This is a genomic window from Rhodanobacteraceae bacterium (assembly GCA_016713135.1).
Lineage (GTDB): Bacteria > Pseudomonadota > Gammaproteobacteria > Xanthomonadales > SZUA-5 > JADKFD01.
In genome coordinates this window covers 851,503-868,335 of sequence record JADJPR010000023.1, presented here as the reverse complement: position 1 = coordinate 868,335, position 16,833 = coordinate 851,503, and the positions used below count along the sequence as shown (strand labels likewise).

Here is a 16,833-nt window from a genome sequence, read left to right as displayed (position 1 = left end):
GGGCTTTGAAATCAAAGTAATGCATACGCTCGACTGCTTGCGGAGTCGAATAGATAATCTAGACGGAGTGAGTTGGAAACGTGATGCGGCAGGCGAAGCTCAGGCGCGGTGGGGATCCTGGAGATTGTCAAGCGGTACCGCCGTGACGTCGCCTGCCAAAAGGTGGGCAGGAGATTTTTCAAGCGGTCGGCTATTTAGCGCAGAGTCGCGGAGACAGCCGCGCATATCGGTGGCCGCTGGTTCCGAAATTACTTGTGCTGGCCGTTGTTCCCGATGCCGGCGATCAGGAGCGCAAGCGCACGCCCTCGACCAGACGCTATTCCCCATCACCCACATGCCCCCTCACGCGTTGGAAGTGGCCCTAGCCTACCGCGGTCGGGGCACCCTCGCTGAGGACGCTCGTCTGCACCGTTGCCCTGGGTTCACGATCTCCATCACCGCGGCGAAAGGCGGGCCAGCGTGCCGTTTCGATGCCCACAACGGCTTTCGAGGCTGGCCCACCGTTGCGAGTCCGACACTGCGCCGGTCAACCACCACAACACGGACACCCCAACCACAACAAAGGACGCCCAGTAGCGCCAGGACGAATCTGGCAGAACATTGGAGGGGCAGTTCCTGGGCAGGTCGTGGATGGTGGCACCGGCTGATTTCGACGGATGCCCGTCCATGCCGTCGTCGTCGCGGCGTTTCGTGAACATCGAAACGGTGGCGATGCGAAAGCTGGCGATGCTCAATCGCGCTGCCGTGCTGGAAGACCTGCGGATTCCCCCGAACAACCGACTCGAAGCCCTGCAAGGCGACCGGCAAGGCCAGCACAGCATCCGTGTGAACCGGCAATGGCGCGTGTGCTTCGTCTGGACGGAGAGTGGGCCCAAGGACGTTGAGATCGTCGATTACCACTGAGGAGGACTGCCATGCGAAAGATTCCCTACCCGCATCCCGGTGAGATCCTGATGCACGAGTTCCTGGAGCCGATGGGCATCCGCCAGTACCGGCTGGCCAAGGAGATCGTGCCGCAGCGACGCATTGGCGAGATTGTCGCGGGCAGCGCGCCGTTACCGTGGATCCGGCCTGCGCCTGTCGCGTTTCTTCGGCATGTCCGAAGGCTTCTGGACAGGGCTGCAACTCGACCTACGACGCTGCGACCGCTGGGCGACACGTTGGCCAAAGAACCGGCCCAGATCAAGCCATGGGCTACCGCGGCTTGACCCGTCTGCAGGCCTCCGCGGTGAGCTACCGACGCTACCGCCGTAACGATCGCCACCAATCTGAACGACGCCCGGAATGAACCCGACGGGCGGCCCGCGGGCACCATCTATCAGCAATATGATCCTGGACACTCTCCTGCGGGCCGAGCGTCACCGCATCGTCTTCGAGTGCGTATCCGGCAGCCGCGCATACGGCACCGCCAACGATGCCAGTGACACCGACGTGCGCGGCGTGTTTGCCCAATCCATCGAGGAACTCGTGGCGATTGCGCCACCGCCGGCGCTGGTCGCAGCGTTCAAGGCGCCCGCGGCCTATCACCACTACCTGCGCATGGCGCAAGGCGTCCACGCCGAGCACCTCGGGGCCGATCCCGTGCGCCTCAAGAAATTGTTCTCCGTGCTGCGGCCATTGCTGGCCTGCCGCTGGATCCGCCACGCGGGTTCCCACCCGCCTACGGCATTGCTGGCGGCGCCTTGGGTCAGCGACCACGAGCGCGGCATGATTGCCGAACTGGAAGCTGCCAAAGCAATGGCAGGCGAGGGCGAGCGTGTGGTGCTGCAAGCCGCCGTCCGCGAATGGCTCGAAAGCGAGCTGCTGAACGCTACCGACGCCGCTACGCGCTTGCGCAGCAGTGCCGAAATGCGGGCAGAATCGCTGGATCGCCTGATGGTGGAGGTGGTGGCGGCGGCGTGGGCGTGACCGGGTGCTGGAAGCGGCTTGCAGCCAGCCAGCGGTGGACTTCTTGCGCCCGAAACCGGCCCGGTTCGCCGCTCTCATTCCGATTGGTGACGACCAGGGTCTCGCAGGCTCGCTTCGGCTCGGGACGCGCTCTGAATACATTGATGGACACCGCGCGTAGCTCAGGTCAGCGACGCATGCCCTTCAAACAGCGCGACCAGGGGGCGCGTACCCTCAAACACCGCGTCAAACAGTTGCCTGATGCGGGGCACATGGCGAAGTTCCACACGGGTGAGCAGCCACAGGTCGCTGCGCCACGCCTTGGGCGGCGTTGCTATCACGCGGCAGATACCCGGCTCCAGGTCGCCGAGATAGCAAGGCAGCACCGCCAGGCCGGCGCCGGCTTTGACCAGGTTCAACACATTGATGTGGCTGTTGGTGCGCAACACGGCGTTGCTGTCCAGGCCGTGCTGGTGCAGCCACTTGGAGGAATCCAGGTGCGCGAAAGTCTCGTCGCCGGCAACCCAGGGGAAATCGGCCAGGTTGCCCGGTGTCACGCCACCGATCTTGCGTGAGCGGTACACCGTGGATTCGATGCGGCACAGTCGCCGTGCCACCAACGGGTCCGCCGGCCGCCCGCCCGCACGAATGGCCACATCGGCCTCGCCCTTCAGAATGTCCTGCTGCACCGTGGAAGTGTTGATCAGCAACTGCACATTGGCCTGGCGCTGGTAGGCGCTGAGCAAGGTGCCAGGGCTGCATGCATGAGGGTGTCAGTGGTGGTCAGCCGTACAACCCCGCCCGGCCAGGCCGCGCGCTTGCCGAGTTGCCGTGTTGCTGAGGCCAATTCGGTTTCCATGTCGGCGGCGACCTGCAGTAGCTCTTTTCCCGCCTCCGTCAGCGCGTAACCTGCCCGGCTGCGCGCAAACAAGCGCACTCCCAGCTCGGCTTCCAGAGATCCCAGGCGACGAAACACCGTGGCATGGCTGACCCCAAGTTTGTCGGCGGCTGAGGTCAGAGATCCAGTACGACCAATGTGCAAGAAGAAGCGCAGGTCGTCCCAGGATCTGGGGCTTTGGGTCATCGTGGAGTACCACGGATCGGGAGGTCGGTTGATTGCAATTTTGACATGATGGCTTGCACGGATGGATGAAGCGAAAGCCGACTCACCACCTATATTGCGCGGCATGTTTTGCACACCCCGAGAGCCAGCCGACATGCCAAACCCAACAAGCATCACCCCAACCATCCCAAGCACCGGCGCAGCTTCTGACTTCGATTTCTTTGTCGGGATCTGGCAGGTTCAGCACCGCCGGCTCAAGGAACGACTGACCGGCTGCCAGGCATGGGAGCAATTCGAAGGTAGTTCGTCCATGCAAAAGCTGCTCGGAGGCCATGCGAATGTGGATGACAACGTGATCCACCTGCCCGATGGCGATTACCGGGCCTTGACCATCAGAAGCTTCGACGCGGCGAGTGGCTTGTGGTCGATATGGTGGCTGGATGGTCGTCATCCAGGTCGGCTCGATGTGCCCGTTGTCGGTTGCTTCGACGGCGGCAACGGCTGCTTCTACGCCGACGACACTCACAACGGTCAAGCCATACGAGTTCGCTTCTTGTGGACTCGATGCTCGGAACTGGGGCAACCGCGCTGGGAGCAGGCGTTCTCCACCGACGGGGGTGCCAGCTGGGAAGTCAACTGGGTGATGGACTTCCGTCGTATCGCTGACATTGCCGGACCGGCGCCTGCGCGTGGCCAAGGCGCATGAGCTGCAATTCCTGGTCGAACAGAGGGCGCGCGTGCGCGACAGCGTGGCGGAGTCGGGCAGCAGCCAGCGTCGCATGCGGCGAATAGCCGGCCTATTCTCCGCATCCTGTGCGTCGAATGCCTTGCCCTTGCGGCGAATGCCGGTTCTAATCTCCGCATGGAAAGCGGAGAACAACGCTACATCTGGGAAGACGGCGACTGGCCGACGTGGCGCTACGACCTGGCGGCGCTGGCCGGCCCCTTGGCCGAAGCCAGTAGGGCCCAGGGTCTGCTGCTCGGTCGACTGGCCGATGTGGGCGTGGCGCTGCGCGATCAGGCCAGTCTGCTTGCCTTGACCGAGGACGTGGTCAGGACCAGCGAGATCGAAGGCGAAGTGTTGAACGTGGTGTCGGTGCGTTCGTCCATCGCGCGTCGCCTTGGTGTGGACATCGGAGCGGTCGCGCCGGTGGATCGGCACGTCGAGGGCGTGGTCGATATGGTGCTCGACGCCACCTCCCGCGCCGCTTCGCCGTTGAGCGTCGAGCGGCTCTGCGGCTGGCATGCGGCCTTGTTCCCGACCGGGTTTTCGGGAATGAGCAGGATCGCCGTCGGCCAGTGGCGCAGCGACGCAGACGGTCCGATGCAAGTGGTTTCCGGTGCCGTCGGGCGGCGCCAGGTGCACTTCGAGGCGCCGCCTGCTCACCGGCTGCCCAAGGAGATGGACCAGTTCCTCGCCTGGGCCAACGGCGATTCCGGCCAACCGGCACTCCTCAAGGCCGGTCTCGCGCACTTGTGGTTCGTTACCCTGCATCCCTTCGACGATGGCAACGGGCGCATCGCACGCGCCATCGGCGATCTGTTCCTGGCACGCGCCGACGGCAGCACGCAGCGGTTCTACAGTCTGTCCGCGCAGATCCAGCGCGAGCGCAAGGACTACTACGACGTGCTGGAGCGGACCCAGAAATCCACGCTCGACGTCACCGGCTGGCTGGCATGGTTCCTGGGCGCGCTCGAGCGTGCCGTCAACAGCGCGCACGGCACCCTGGACGCGGTGCTGGTCAAGGCCCGCTTCTGGCAACGCTGGGCGGGTATCACGCTGAACGAGCGCCAGGTGAAGGTGCTGAATCGCGCGCTCGATGGGCTCGAAGGCAGGCTCACCAGCAGCAAGTGGGCGTCCCTGGCCAAATGCTCGCCGGATACCGCGTTGCGCGACATCACCCAGGTGCTCGATCTGGGTGTGTTGACCAGGGCGCCTGGCGGCGGGCGCAGCACGGCTTACGAACTGGCTGGTCGCTGACGCGCGGCGGCGAACGATGGGGGCGCGGACGACCCGGGTGTGCCGCGGCGAATTCCACTTCGGGAAGTCCGAAGACTCTTGTCCGTCAGTCTGGAGGATAGGCTTCGGGCGTGCCCGGGATCGGGCTAGCCGCGCCCGCCGTCGCTTCGTGCCGGGCCCAGCGGCGAGAGGCCGTAGGCGACGGCCGCGTGCGCCACCAGTTGCGGCAGGCTCGGGAGGCCGGTCTGCTCCTTGGCGCGATCGAGGTGATAGCGCACATTGGCATAGCTCATCCCGGTGACCTGTGCGGTTTCCGCCAGTGACTTGCCGGCCACGATCCACCGCAGACATTCCAGTTGCCGATCGCTCAGCAGCGTGCGCGGCGGCTCGGCGTGGTCCCGCCACGGCTGGCGGGCGAGGCACGCGGTGGCCAGCGTCACCAGTTCATCGGCGACGGTCCTGCTGGCGGGTTCGAACAGCCCGATGGTGGCCCCGAAACCCTGGCTGCCCTGGCGGTACGGGACCACGATCAGATCCCCCAGGCGTCGCCTGCCGGGTGGTGCGGTCGACCTCAGGATGACTTCGGCCGAGAACGGAACGAATCGGGTAAAGCGCCACAGGTGAAAGGGCAGGCGCCGTCGCAGCACCCAGCGTTTCAGCCAGGCGGGCGACTCATTCATGCTGCGAGCCGCAACCTCGTTGACGTCAAAACCCGCGAGTTCCCCTGAAATGTCTTCCACCCACAGCGGCCGCATGTCGCCGGGGTTGTCGTCGCAAGGCGAGTATTCGAAGCAACAGACGCCCGCGACCGCCCGCAGTCGACAACTGGCAATCAGTCGCTCGCGGGCGCCGGATCCAGGCTCGGCCAGCAGCAGCGCTTGCAGTTCACTGTGCAGACCCTCGGTCATGTCTCCCTGCCTGTCGGGCCCCTTGCCCGCCGCGAACATTGTCGCCCCGGTGCACCGGATTTGCCATTCGATTCAATTGCTGGCCGGGCCTGCCGCTTGGGTCTCCCGTGCGCCCGGATTGCGCCCCCGCGACCGGCGTGAGAAATGCGGACTAGCAGATCTGCCAGTGGAAGCCCGAGCCGCCGCTCCGCAAACTTGACCACATGGCGATGTGGGTTTCGACGCCATGGCCAGCAAAGGCAGGCGCGGCGCCGATTGCGATGGGCGGGTAGCCCTTGCCGATCGCCGGTCAGCGCCGATCCCCGGATTTCATGTCAACGGAGACTGCACCCATGCGCCCTGTTCGCCGCACTTTCCGCCGGGTCGAGCGCGCCTGCATCGCCAAGGAAGTCTCCATGATCCCTCGTCGGGCCCTCGCCATCAGCCTCGCGCTGATCTTGATCCTTCCGCTGGCGCCCTGGCCAGCTCTGGCCGCCAGCGGCACCGTCAGCACCTGCGACTGGGCGTCCTTCGACGCGGTCTACAGCGCGGCCCCGGTCGGCGGTGCGATCACCTTCGCCTGCTTCGGCACCATCACGCCGCCGGCGACGGTGGCCATTTCCTCGAACACCGTCCTCGACGGCAACGGCAACGCCGTGATCTTCGACGGCGCCGACAGCCTGAGGCTGTTCGACGTGGCCACCGGCGCCTCGCTGGAACTGCGTGAGCTGACGCTGCAGCGGGGGCGCGCGGGCGAGGGTGGCGCGGTGCGCACGGCTGGCGTGCTGACGGTGGTCGATTCCATCTTTCGAGGCAACAGCGCCGTTTCCACCTCGCCGCTCGGGGGCGCAATCCGCGGTGCCGAGTCCTCCACGATCTCGATCACCGGCTCCACCTTCGAAGACAACCGGGCGCAGGGCGATTTGAACGCGGACGGCGGTGCCTTGCACACGCAGGGCACCCTCACGACGCTGACCGAAACCGTCTTCCGGCGCAATAGTGCGGGGGCTCCCTCGCAGGTGGAGGGCGGCGCCCTCTGGATCGATACCACCGGCCCCGTCGACTGGAGGGGCCTGGTCTTTGAAGAAAATCAGGCGCTCAGTGCGGAGGGCAACGCCTACGGAGGAGCCGTCCACTTCGAGGCGGTCGGCTCGCCGAGCCGCCTCGAGCGCGCGAGCTTCATCGGCAATGAGGCGGTCGCCGGGCCCGATCCAGTGGCCGGACTCGGAAGAGATGCGGTGGGAGGAGCACTGTATCAAGGCTGGACCCCGGCCCTCGAGACCCCTCCGCGACGCGACCTTCCTGAACAATCTGGCCCAGGGGGCGCCGGCACCACCGGCAAGGGTGGGGATGCCCTGGGCGGAGCCGTGACGTTCGACGGAGACGAGGGTCTCGAGCGGCGCAACCTCACCTTCTCGGGCAACCGGGCCATCGGCGGGAACAGTGTCTCCGGAGTCGGCGGCAAGGCCCAAGGCGGTGCCGTCTTCTTCTATTACCCCCAGGCCTCGAGCACTCCACCGTGACCGGCAACCGGGCGATCGCCGGCGCTGGTGGAGCCGGTGCGGGTGTGGCGCAGGGCGGCGGGTTCTGGGTCGATTTCACTTCTGGCGTCGAGCTTGCCTCCAACCTCCTGGAAGGCAATCAGGTCGAGGTCGGAGGGGCAGTGACACCCGCGGACTGCGGGTTTGTGGGCACTGCTCCAACCAGCCTGGGCTACAACGTGGTCTCGGCCCCCGGCAACTGCAGCTTCGCCGCCATCGGCGACCAGGTCGGCGCGCCGCCCTCGTTGCTGCCGGTCGGTCACCGCGGCTGCGTGTTGCAGCTTCCAGACGGAAGCTGCCTGCCGACCCATCCCGTCGCCATCCTCAGCGCGGCCGCCGACGGCGGCAGTTGCGCCGCCTCCGGCCTCAGCGCCGACGCGCGCGGTTTCACCCGGCCCTTGGACCTTGCGCAGATCGCCAATGTCGCTGACGGTTGCGATTCCGGGGCCTTCGAGTCCCGGGACGAGGAAGGTGATTCGGTCGAGGACTCGGTGGACGCCTGCCCCGACTTCGTCGATCCGACCAACGCCGATTTCGACCAGCCTCCGGGGACCGTTGCCCACTGGGGTTTCAACGACGGCGCGGGCGCGGTGGCGACCGATTCGGTGGGCGGTCACGACGGCAGCGTGACCGGAGCCAGCTGGGCGCTCGGTGCGGTGGACGGCGCCCTCCACTTCGACGGCAGCGGCGACTCGGTGGCGGTGCCTCACCATCCCGATCTCGACTTCGACACCCACGAGGAGATGACGCTGGCGATGTGGCTGAAGTTGCCGGTGAACCAGGTGGACACCAGCGCGCCGACCAACGCCATCCTGGTCAAGCGCAGCACCGGCGCCTTCCCCTACCACGTGTACCTGCGCAACCAGACCAATACGCGGCCGGGCGAGATTTCGCTGTTCCGTGGCGACGGCGTCGGCTCGCTCACCCTGCACACCGGGGTCGCGATCAACGACAACCAATGGCACCACGTCGTCTTCGTCGCCGCCGGCGGCGAACTGCGGGCCTACGTCGACGGGACCCTCGGCAACACGCTTGCGAACACCTTGAGCGGGTCGACCTCGAACACGGTCAACGTCCAGATCGGGACCCGGCTGGCCGGCGACATCGACGGCATCACCGTGGTGCGGCGTGCCCTCTCGAACCTCGAGATCGCCGAACTGGCCGCGTCCGGGCCCGGCCGCGACGGTGTCGGCACGGCCTGCGACAACTGCCCGGCGGTCCCCAATCCCAGTCAGGCCGATGCCGACCTCGACGGCATCGGCGACCTCTGCGACGCCTGTCCCGACGACCCCAGCAACCTGTGCCCGATCTTCCGCAACGGTTTCGAGACCCCGGCCCCGACGCCATGAACGAGCGCTATCCCGACCGAGGACATCCCATGGCACGAGCCCACCTCGCCCGCCCCGTCCCACTCGCCTTCGTCGCCGTCCTGTGGCTCGGCTTGGCCTCGCCACCCGCACTGGCCGCCAGCGGCACCGTGAGCACCTGTACCTGGGCCGGGTTCAACGCGGTCTACGGCGCCGCACCGGTCGGCGGGACGATCACCTTCGCCTGCGCCGGCACCATCACGCCGCCGGCGACGGTGACCATCTCCTCGAACACCATTCTCGACGCCAGCGCTACCGCCGGTGTCGTCTTCAGCGGTGCAGGCAATCGCCGCATCTTCCGCATCCAGCAGTCTGGACGCTCCCTCGAACTGCGTGGGGTGGACCTCCGGAACGGATACGCGGCCGACCTTGGCGGCGGCGCAGCCATCCAGAACGAGGGCGGATCGGTGACGATCTCGGACGGCGTCGTGCAATCCAATGTGTCGACGATTGGCGGGGCGATCTACAACAATCTCGGTACCGTCACCATCACCGGATCGACTTTCACCAACCACAACAACTCGGGAACCGGTGGGGTCATCGACAACCGCGGAACCCTGATCATTTCGGACAGCACCTTCGAGTCGAACTCGGGAACCGCGCGCGGCGTGATCTACAGCCTCGGGGCAACCACCACCATCTCGGGAAGCTCGTTCGTCGGCAACAGTGCAGGCACGAACTTCGGCATCGTTGAAGTGGAACAGGGCGTGTTGACGGTGACCAACAGCACCTTCAGCGGGAATGCGCGAAGTCCGATCGTCGCCGACAGTGGAGCAACGGCGACCGTGGTCCATTCCACCTTCGCCGACAACCAAGACGGCCCGTTTCCCGATGACGCATACGTTGGCCTGCGGGTCCAGAACGCTGCCACGATGCACCTGGCTGGAAACCTCCTGGTGACCGGAGAGGATGCTGTCGGCAGCAACTGTACGAGTTCGAGTGGAGGACAGTTCGTCGACCACGGCTACAATCTTTCCGACGGCCCAACCTGCGGCTTCAGCGCCACCAGTTCTGCAGACCTGGAAGATTTCTTGATCCCTCTGGCATTCCTGTCCGGCAGTGGACCCGGGCAGCAGGTCCATCGCCCGCACGCACCGTCGCCGGCGATCCGCATCCCGAACGGCACCACCCTCGACATCAACGGCGTCACCCTGGCGTGCAACGGCAACAGCACCGATCAGTTGGCCAATGCCCGCCCCTTGGTCGCCGGCGACGTCTGCACCGTCGGCGCGGTCGAGGTGACCGATCCGACCCCCTGCGGGGCCTACGACTCGCCCTACGTCCTGGGCACCTCAATCTTTTCCCCGCCTGACCTGGTAACCGACCTGCGCTTTGTACTCGATTGCAGTAACCGCGCCGGCGCCGTGGGGATCATCGACCTGGCGGGGCAGACCGTCACCCTGCCCGACGCTCCGATGCTCTACGACGGCCACGGCTACAACGGCCTGCCGCGGATCGCCGGCTCCGGCAACGTCACCCTGCGCAATGGCACGATCCAGCGCAGCAGCAGCCTGTTGGCGTGCGCCGCAGGGAACAACCGCCAGCGCTTCCGCCTCCTCGAGGTGGACGGTGGCCGCCTCACGCTCGAGGGCGTCACCCTGCGCAACGGCTGCGCCTACCAGGACACCACCCCCAGCCTCGCCAACAACGGCGGTGCCGTCCTGGTCGCCTCCGGCGCCCTCGAGGTGCTCGGCAGCCACTTCGTCGGCAACAAGGCCTCTGGCGGCGGGGCGGTCTACACCGAGAGCCCCTACACCCTGGTCAACAGCTCCTTCGTGGGCAACTCGGCAGGCAACGTCGGCAGCGCGCTGTGGACGAAAGTGACCACCGGATCCAACCAGATCGTCAACACCACCTTCTCCGGCAACGGCGACTTCGCCTACTACAGCGACGACACCTTCGGGCTCGCCACCTCCTTCATCAACACCACTTTCTCCGGCCACACCGGTTTCACCCCGCTCAATGCCGCGGACAACCTACCCACGCTGATCTTCCGCAACACCATCGTCGACCATTCCGCCGGCAGCGGCCCCTGCCTGCGGGATCTCTGGCGCCACCGTGACCGAGTCCAACAACTACGCCAGCGACAGCAGTTGCGGTTTCAGCAACAGCGGCGCGGCGTCGGCACCGCTCGGCGCCCTGACCCAGGCGGCCAACGGCGTCTACTACTACCCGCTGGCTGACGGCGCCGCCGTGGACGGTGGCAACGGGACCTTCCTGCCGACCGAGACAAGTCTCGGACTCGACGTCAACGGCGACGGCAGCATCGCGTCTGCGCCCATCAACGTCGACACCCGCGGCGCCGGCTTCGCCCGGGTGGCTTGCGGGCAGGTCGATCTCGGCGCCGCCGAGCGGCAGAACTGCGCTCCGACCGGCGTCCAGCTCTCTCCCTCGTCCGTCCCCGAGTCCGCGGCGATCGGCTCCCTGGTGGGCACCTTGTCGACCATCGACCCCAACCTGGGCGACACCCACACCTACACTTTCGTCAGCAACCCGGGCAACCGCTTCCAGATCAGCGCGGGCAACCAGTTGCGCACCGCGGCGCTGCTGGACTACGAGACCGCCTCCAGCCATGCGATCACGGTCCGCACCACGGACGCCGCCGGCGCGAGCTTCGATGCGGCCCTGACCGTCACCGTGCTCGACGTGCAGCACCAGGTCACGCCGAGCGCCGGCAGCAACGGCAGCCTGTCGCCATCAACGCCGCAGTCGGTGGACCACAGCGCGACCATCGCGTTCACCGTGACCGCGTCCCCCGGCTACCAGATCGCCTCCGTCACCGGCTGCGGCGGCAGCCTGGCCGGCAGCACCTACACCACCGGGGCGATCACCGCCGCCTGCACGGTAAGCGCGAGCTTCAGCCTGCTGCCCTGCGCCACGTTCGTCTCGCCGGCGAACGGCGCAACCAATGTGGCGGTCGCGGCAACCCTGAACTGGAGCCTGCCCGGCGGGGCGACCGGCGCCAGCCTGTCCCTCGGCACCGATGGCGGCGGGCTGCTGCCTCCGAGCAATCTCGTCAACGGCGCCGCGATGGGTACTGCAACCAGCTTCGACCCGATGCCGGATCTCCAGCAGGGCACCATCCATTACTGGCGGGTGGTGCCGGCGAACGCCTTCGGGGCGGCGCTGAACTGCCCGATCTGGTCGTTCACGACCCTCACCGACGCCGACGGCGACGGCATCCCGGACGAGATCGACACCTGTCCGCTGATCCCCGACCCCAGCAATGCCGACCTCGATCGGCCGGCGGGCAGCGTCGCCCATTGGGGCTTCAACGACGGCGCGGGCGCGGTGGCAACCGATTCCTTGGGCGGTCATGACGGCACCGTGACCGGGGCCGCCTGGGTCAGCGGCCAGGCCGATGGCGCCCTCTCCTTCGACGGTTCCGGGGACTCGGTGGTGGTGCCTCACCATCCCGATCTCGACTTCGACACCCACGACGAGATGACGCTGGCGATGTGGCTGAAGTTGCCTGCGAACCAGGTGGACGCCAGTTCGAACGCGAACCCCATCCTCGACAAGCTGAGCGGCAGCGTCTTTCCCTACAGTGTCTTCGTCCGCAACCAGACGCATGCGCGGTCCGGCGAAGTCGAGCTGCGGCAGGGCGACGGGACGACCACGATCACGCTGCTGAGCTCGGTTCCGATCAATGACAACCAATGGCACCACCTCGCCTTCGTGGGCGATGGCGACAATCTGCGGGCCTACGTCGACGGAGTCCTCACCAACACGATCGCCAATACGCTGTCGGGGTCGACCTCGAACACGGCCAACGTCCGGATCGGGGCCCGATTGACCGGAACCATCGACGGCATCACCGTGGTCCGCAGGGCCCTGGCCGGCTACGAGATCGCCGCCCTGGCGGCGTCGCCGCCGAGCGCCGACGGCGTAGGCAATGTCTGCGACGTCTGTCCGGGCCTGCCGGATGCGGATCAGCAGGACAGCGACGGCGACGGCCTCGGCGATGCCTGCGACGCGGTCGACCTGTCGCTGACCGTGGCCGATGTGGCCGACCCGGTACTGGAAGGCAGGTCGCTCGGCTACACCCTGGCCGTGACCAACGCCGGGCCGAGCGCCGCCACCGACGTCGTGCTGAGCGCGTCGGTGCCCGCCGGCACCAGCTTCGTGAGCGCCACCGGCAGCGGCTGGCCGTGTTCGGAGAGCGCCGGCACGGTGACCTGCCTGCGCGCGACGCTGGCCGTCGGCGCGGCGCCGACCGTGACCCTCGCGCTGACCGCGCCCGCGGACGCCGGCGTCAACCCCTCAGTGCAACTGGCCGCCAGCGTCAGCTCGGCCGACGTCGAGGCCTGGCCCGGCGACGAGAGCGCCACGGAGTCGACCGCGATCGGCCCGCTGCCGGTGGTATCGATTGCCGATGCACAGATCCTCGAGGGCGATAGCGGCGTGAGCAACATGCTCTTTACCGTCACCTTGAGCGAGCCGCCGGTGCTTCCGGTCGAGGTCATCTTCGAGACGGCCGACGGGACGGCGGTGCTCAACGAGGACTACAACACTCGCGACGGGACCGTGAGCTTCGCTGTCGGTCAGACCACGGGCACAGCCTACGTCATTCTCAAGGGCGACCCCTTGTACGAGCTCGACGAGACCTTCAGCGTCGTTCTGCAGTCGTTCGACCTGACCAACGCCGTCCTGGGCGACGCCACGGCCACCGGGACCATCCTCAACGACGACCCCCTCGTGCAGCGCACCCTCGTCGTCACCGGCACCGGCGACGCCATCGCCAACGACGGCGTCTGCACCTTGCGAGAGGCCATCCGACGCGCGAACGCGCCGGGTTGGTTCGTCGATGACTGCGGGTGGGGCCAACCCTACCTCCCCGGCGAGCCGCTGACCCGCGATCGCATCGTCTTCGCCATCCCCGACCCGCTTCCGATCGCCAACGAACTCGACAAGGCCCTGTCCGCGGTCACGGGCGTGGGTCCGATCTTCACCATCCACCTCGGCAGCGCGCTGCCCGCGATCACCGACGCGGTCGAGATCGATGGCACGACCCAGCCGGGCGCCGACTGCACGAGCTGGCCGCCGACGCTGAAGGTGGTCCTCGACGGCAGCGCTCTCTCGGGCGCCGAGGACGGGCTGGCGATCGGTGCCGCGGACACCATCGTCCGCGGTCTCGCGATCCACTCCTTCCCGGGCGACGGGGTCGACATCAGCGGGAGCGACGTCCGGCTTGCCTGCAACTTCATCGGCACCGGCGCCAATGGCAGCGTCGACCTCGGCAACGGCGGCGCCGGCGTGCGCATCTCCGGCAGCCCCGTGGGCGTGCTGGTGGGGACCGACGGCGACGGCGTCGGCGATGTCGCCGAGCGCAACCTGATCAGCGGCAACGACGGCGGCGGGGTCCACGTCACCGGCATCGGCGGCGCGATCGCGGGCAACTGGATCGGCCCGGACAGCAGCGGCGCCTGCGGCATCGGCAACGCCACCGCCGGGATCATCGCCGACTCGGTCGAACTGCTGGTCGGCGCCGACGTGGACGATCCGGGTGGGGTCGAGGGCAACCTGATCGCCTGCAATTTGGCGCATGGCATGGTCGTCTCCGGCGCGGCGACCGATGGCCTGACCGCCCGCGGCAACCAGATCCGGGACAACGCCGGTGCCGGGGTCGTCGTCAGCGGGGTGCCGGAAGACGTGAACCTCGACGGCAACCACGTGGGCGGCAACGCGGGCGCCGGCGTCCTGGTCGCCAGCGACGCCCACGGGGTGCACCTGCGCCGCAACCGCCTGGACGGCAATGGCGGGCTGGGCATCGACCTGGTGGCCGCCGGCGCGGTTGCGGACGGCGTCACCGCGAACGACACCGGCGACGCCGACACCGGCGCCAACGGCCTGCAGAACTTCCCGGTGCTCGAATCGGCGCTGTACACCGGCAGCGCCGTCGTGGTCACCGGACACCTCGAAAGCACCGCCAACGCCGACTTCGTGATCGAGTTCTTCGCCAGCGACGAGGCCGACGCCAGCGGCCATGGCGAGGGCGCCCGGTTCCTCGGCGAACTGGCGGTCAGCACCGACGGCAGCGGTCACGCGAACGTCTCCACCAGTCTCTCAGGGATCGCAGCGGACGAGTGGCTCAGCGCGACCGCCACCGACGAGGACGGCAACACCTCGGAGTTCAGCGCGGTCCGGTCCCTGCTCATCGCGACCACGTTGAGCATCGACAGCGACGACCCGGACCCGTCCACAGTCGGCCAGGCCTTCGAAGTCCAGGTCAGCGTGGCCAGCGCGGATCCGGGCACGCCGGCCACCGGCAGCGTCGCGGTCAGCGCCGCCGGCGCCGGCAATTGCGTCGCCGTGCTCGCCAACGGCAGCGGCGCGTGTCAATTGACCGGCACCAGCCCCGGGCCGACCACCATCGAGGCCAGCTACGCCGGCAACAGCAGCCACGCCGCAGCCAGCGCCAGCGCGGCGCACAGCATCGGCCTGGCGGCGAGCAGCACCACGATCACTGCCGATACGCCGGATCCTTCCAGCTTCGGCGAGGCAGTCACGGTGAGCGTCAGCGTGTCCAGCGCCAGCGGCACACCCACCGGCAGCGTGACCATCGGCGACGGGCTGGGGACCAGCTGCAGCGCGGCGCTCAGCGCCGGCAGTGGCAGTTGCGCGCTGACGCCGGCGCAGGGCGGGGCGCTCACCTTGAGCGCGCAGTACCCGGGCAACGGCAACTTCCTCGCCAGCAGCGACAGCGAGCCGCACCAGGTCCTGGCTGTGGCGAGTACGCTCGCGATCCTAGCCCACACCCCCGATCCGAGCGTGGCCGGCCAGCCGGTCAACGTCAGCGTGCTGCTGTCCAGCGGTGTCGGCACCCCGGCCGGGCCGGTGGTGGTCAGCGACGGTGCCGGCGCGTCCTGCCAGGTGGCGGGTGCCAGCGGCAACTGCAACCTGATCCCGACGGGTATAGGCTCAGTACCGCTCGACGCCAACTTTGCCGGCGATGCCAACCACCTCGCCAGCAGCGCCAGCAGCGCGCACCAGATCGATCGCGCCGGCACCGCGACGGTGGCAGGGGCGCCGTTCTGGCCCCAGTTCCCGGCCGAGCCGCCGCGTCAGTTCGAGCCCTTGCGCTTCCCGGTGGCGATCGACGTGCTCGCCCCGGGTGCCGGCACGGCCGGCGGCACGATCACCGTCCAGGCGGCGGTGGGCGCCGAGAATTGCGCGATCGTCCTTCCGGCCAACCATTGCGACCTTGTGCCGCAAACCGCAGGGGCGCGCGATTTCGCCGTCAGCTACAGCGGCGACTCCCACTTCCTGCCGTCGAGCGCCAGCGTGCAGGTGCAGGTATTGCCCGACGCGCTGTTCGGTTCGGGGTTCGAGCAGTGAACGAAGCGGGCGGGCGTCATGGCTGCGATGACGCCCGTCCGCCGCACCTGGTCAGCGACTCGCAAGGCGAACAGCCGTTCGTTCTCCGGCTCATGCGAGAGTCCCGGCCGCCCCTTGGCTTCCATTGCGTCCCTTCCGGACAAGAAAGTGGCTGCGGGTCGCGAAGAATTTTGATGCGCGGATAAGCGCATCCAACACCCGGCTGCAAAAAGCTCGCGGGCGGAGCCCGCTCCCACAAGAGCCCGCGGCCCTCCTGTGGGAGCGGCTTCAGCCGCGATCTTTCCATAGCCGAATCAATGCATTGCGACATGTTCGGTGAGAGTCCCGGTCGCCCCTGCCGGTGCGCTTGTTCGCGCATCCAACACCCGGCTGCAAACAGCTCGCGGGCGGAGCCCGCTCCCACAAGAGCCCGCGGCGCTCCTGTGGGAGCGGCTTCAGCCGCGATCTTTCCATCAAAGAATCAATGCCTTGCGACATGTTCGGTGAGAGTCCCGGTCGCCCCTGCCGGTGCGCTTGGTCGCGCATCCAACACCCGGCTGCAAACAGCTCGCGGGCGGAGCCCGCTCCCACAAGAGCCCGCGGCGCTCCTGTGGGAGCGGCTTCAGCCGCGATCTTTCCATCCAAGAATCAATGCTTTGCGACATTTTCGGTGAGAGTCCCGGGCGCCCCTGCCGGTGCGCTTGGTCGCGCATCCAACACCCGGCTGCAAACAGCTCGCGGGCGGAGCCCGCTCCCACAAGAGCCCGCGGCGCTCCTGTGGGAGCGGCTTCAGCCGCGATCTTTCCATAGC

General features: G+C 67.6%; 11 protein-coding genes and 1 pseudogene. 8 read left to right on the top strand and 4 right to left on the bottom strand.

The features are described from left to right. Nucleotides 1-434: 434 nt before the first annotated feature. A complete protein-coding gene (locus IPK27_23545; protein MBK8070475.1) occupies nucleotides 435-698 on the bottom strand; it encodes a hypothetical protein in 264 nt (87 codons plus the stop codon). Between IPK27_23545 and IPK27_23540 the strand changes: the two genes are divergently transcribed. The 3 genes and pseudogenes from IPK27_23540 to IPK27_23530 all read left to right on the top strand — a co-directional run bounded on the left by IPK27_23540 (nucleotide 631) and on the right by IPK27_23530 (nucleotide 1,908). Further along, nucleotides 631-903 (top strand): type II toxin-antitoxin system RelE/ParE family toxin, encoded by a 273-nt coding sequence (locus IPK27_23540; protein MBK8070474.1) that lies wholly within the window; start codon nucleotides 631-633, stop codon nucleotides 901-903. The genes IPK27_23545 and IPK27_23540 overlap by 68 nt on opposite strands. A gap of 11 nt (nucleotides 904-914) precedes the next feature. Continuing rightward, nucleotides 915-1,254, top strand: a pseudogene (locus IPK27_23535) (HigA family addiction module antidote protein). Between the two features lie 72 nt (nucleotides 1,255-1,326). Continuing rightward, nucleotides 1,327-1,908 carry a nucleotidyltransferase domain-containing protein gene (locus IPK27_23530; GenBank protein MBK8070473.1) on the top strand — a complete coding sequence of 194 codons (582 nt, stop codon included), beginning with the start codon at nucleotides 1,327-1,329 and terminating at the stop codon, nucleotides 1,906-1,908. 161 nt (nucleotides 1,909-2,069) lie between these two features. Here IPK27_23530 and IPK27_23525 read toward each other — a convergent pair whose 3' ends face one another. Then, the gene (locus IPK27_23525; GenBank protein MBK8070472.1) at nucleotides 2,070-2,603 is read right to left on the bottom strand and encodes a substrate-binding domain-containing protein; all 534 of its coding nucleotides are present in this window, start codon (nucleotides 2,601-2,603) and stop codon (nucleotides 2,070-2,072) included. After that, complete coding sequence (locus IPK27_23520) at nucleotides 2,591-2,971, bottom strand: LysR family transcriptional regulator (GenBank protein ID MBK8070471.1); 381 nt, start codon at nucleotides 2,969-2,971, stop codon at nucleotides 2,591-2,593. Before IPK27_23520 ends, IPK27_23525 begins: the two co-directional genes overlap by 13 nt. 133 nt (nucleotides 2,972-3,104) lie before the next feature. Between IPK27_23520 and IPK27_23515 the strand changes: the two genes are divergently transcribed. Beyond that, nucleotides 3,105-3,656, top strand: a complete 552-nt coding sequence (locus IPK27_23515) for a DUF1579 domain-containing protein (GenBank protein MBK8070470.1) — start codon at nucleotides 3,105-3,107, stop codon at nucleotides 3,654-3,656. 156 nt (nucleotides 3,657-3,812) lie between these two features. Beyond that, nucleotides 3,813-4,931: a Fic family protein gene (locus IPK27_23510; GenBank protein ID MBK8070469.1), complete on the top strand. Its 1,119-nt coding sequence runs from the start codon at nucleotides 3,813-3,815 to the stop codon at nucleotides 4,929-4,931. A 125-nt stretch (nucleotides 4,932-5,056) separates the two neighbouring features. Here the strand turns inward: IPK27_23510 and IPK27_23505 are convergent, their stop codons facing one another. Beyond that, nucleotides 5,057-5,818: a helix-turn-helix transcriptional regulator gene (locus IPK27_23505; GenBank protein MBK8070468.1), complete on the bottom strand. Its 762-nt coding sequence runs from the start codon at nucleotides 5,816-5,818 to the stop codon at nucleotides 5,057-5,059. A 332-nt stretch (nucleotides 5,819-6,150) separates the two neighbouring features. Here IPK27_23505 and IPK27_23500 point away from each other — a divergent pair, with 332 nt between their 5' ends. The 3 genes from IPK27_23500 to IPK27_23490 all read left to right on the top strand — a co-directional run bounded on the left by IPK27_23500 (nucleotide 6,151) and on the right by IPK27_23490 (nucleotide 16,043). Continuing rightward, nucleotides 6,151-7,320 carry a hypothetical protein gene (locus IPK27_23500; protein MBK8070467.1) on the top strand — a complete coding sequence of 390 codons (1,170 nt, stop codon included), beginning with the start codon at nucleotides 6,151-6,153 and terminating at the stop codon, nucleotides 7,318-7,320. Further along, nucleotides 7,317-8,687 carry a LamG domain-containing protein gene (locus tag IPK27_23495; protein ID MBK8070466.1) on the top strand — a complete coding sequence of 457 codons (1,371 nt, stop codon included), beginning with the start codon at nucleotides 7,317-7,319 and terminating at the stop codon, nucleotides 8,685-8,687. The genes IPK27_23500 and IPK27_23495 overlap by 4 nt, the downstream gene beginning before the upstream one ends. 2,076 nt (nucleotides 8,688-10,763) lie before the next feature. Next, on the top strand, nucleotides 10,764-16,043 hold the full coding sequence (locus IPK27_23490) for an Ig-like domain repeat protein (protein ID MBK8070465.1): 5,280 nt from the start codon (nucleotides 10,764-10,766) through the stop codon (nucleotides 16,041-16,043). Nucleotides 16,044-16,833 lie beyond the last annotated feature (790 nt).